At 65.5% G+C, this 1,213-nt stretch carries 1 protein-coding gene; it reads left to right on the top strand.

The features are described 5' to 3' along the window. Nucleotides 1-97 precede the first annotated feature (97 nt). Nucleotides 98-1,213: FG-GAP-like repeat-containing protein (locus VBE63_RS29775; RefSeq protein WP_323686577.1), on the top strand; the 1,116-nt coding region annotated here is incomplete at its 3' end.

Genomic DNA, 1,213 nt, shown 5'->3' with positions numbered 1-1,213 from the left:
CGAGAACACCGGCAGCGCCAGCTCCGCCGCCTTCGCCAGCGCCCAGGACGCCAGCGCCTTCGGCCTGACCGACGTGGGCACCTTTTCCGCCCCGACCTTGGCCGATCTCGACGGCGATGGCGATCTCGATGCCCTGGTCGGCGACGGCGATGGCGCCCTGAACTACTTCGAGAACACCGGCAGCGCCAGCTCCGCCGCCTTCGCCGCTGCGGTCACCAACCCCTTCGGCCTGACCAAGGTGGGCTCCCAGTCCGCCCCGACCTTCGCCGACCTCGACGGCGACGGCGATCTCGATGCCCTGGTCGGCGAATTCGATGGCATCCTGAACTACTTTGAGAACACCGGCAGCGCCAGCGCCGCCGCCTTCGCCAGCGCCCAGAACGCCAGCACCTTCGGCCTGACCGACGTGGGCATCTATGCCAACCCCACCTTCGCCGACCTCGACGGCGACGGCGATCTCGATGCCCTGGTCGGCGCAGGCGATGGCATCGTGAACTACTTCGAGAACACCGGCAGCGCCAGCTCCGCGGCCTTCGCCAGCGCCCAGGACGCCAGCGCCTTCGGCCTGACCAACGTGGGCTCCAATTCCGCCCCGACCTTCGCCGACCTCGACGGCGATGGCGATCTCGATGCCCTGGTCGGCGAATACTATGGCAATCTGCTGTTTTTTGAGAACCAGGAAAATACCGCCCCCAGCTTCACCGGCCTCGATGGCACACCGACCTTCACCGAAGGCGGCAGCGCGGCGGTACTGGACGCCAATGTACAGGTCAGCGATGCTGAACTGGATGCCCTCAACAGCGGCGACGGCGACTACCACGGCGCCAGCCTGACCATCGCCCGCAATGGCGGCGCTGATGCCAGTGACGACTTCGATTTTAGTGATGACAACGGCATCAGCCTCAGCAGTGGCAACCTGGTCAAAAACGGCCAGACCATCGCCACCTTCGGCGTCAGCACGGGCACCCTGACCATCACCTTCACCCACGCCAACGGCGAAACCCCGACCTCCGCCGATGTCGACACCATCCTGCAACAGATCAGCTACAGCAACGGCGCTGATGACCCGCCCGCGAGCGTGACGCTTGACTGGACTTTCAACGACGGCACCGAAGACAGCAGCGGCAGCAACCAGACCACGGTGACTATCACCCCGGTCAACGAAGCGCCCACGCTTTCGGCCAACGGCTCTGATCCCACCTTCACCGAAGAC

The sequence above is a fragment of the Lamprobacter sp. genome, from assembly GCF_034860625.1.
Classification (GTDB): domain Bacteria; phylum Pseudomonadota; class Gammaproteobacteria; order Chromatiales; family Chromatiaceae; genus Lamprobacter.
This window is presented reverse-complemented; position numbering and strand designations above follow the sequence as displayed.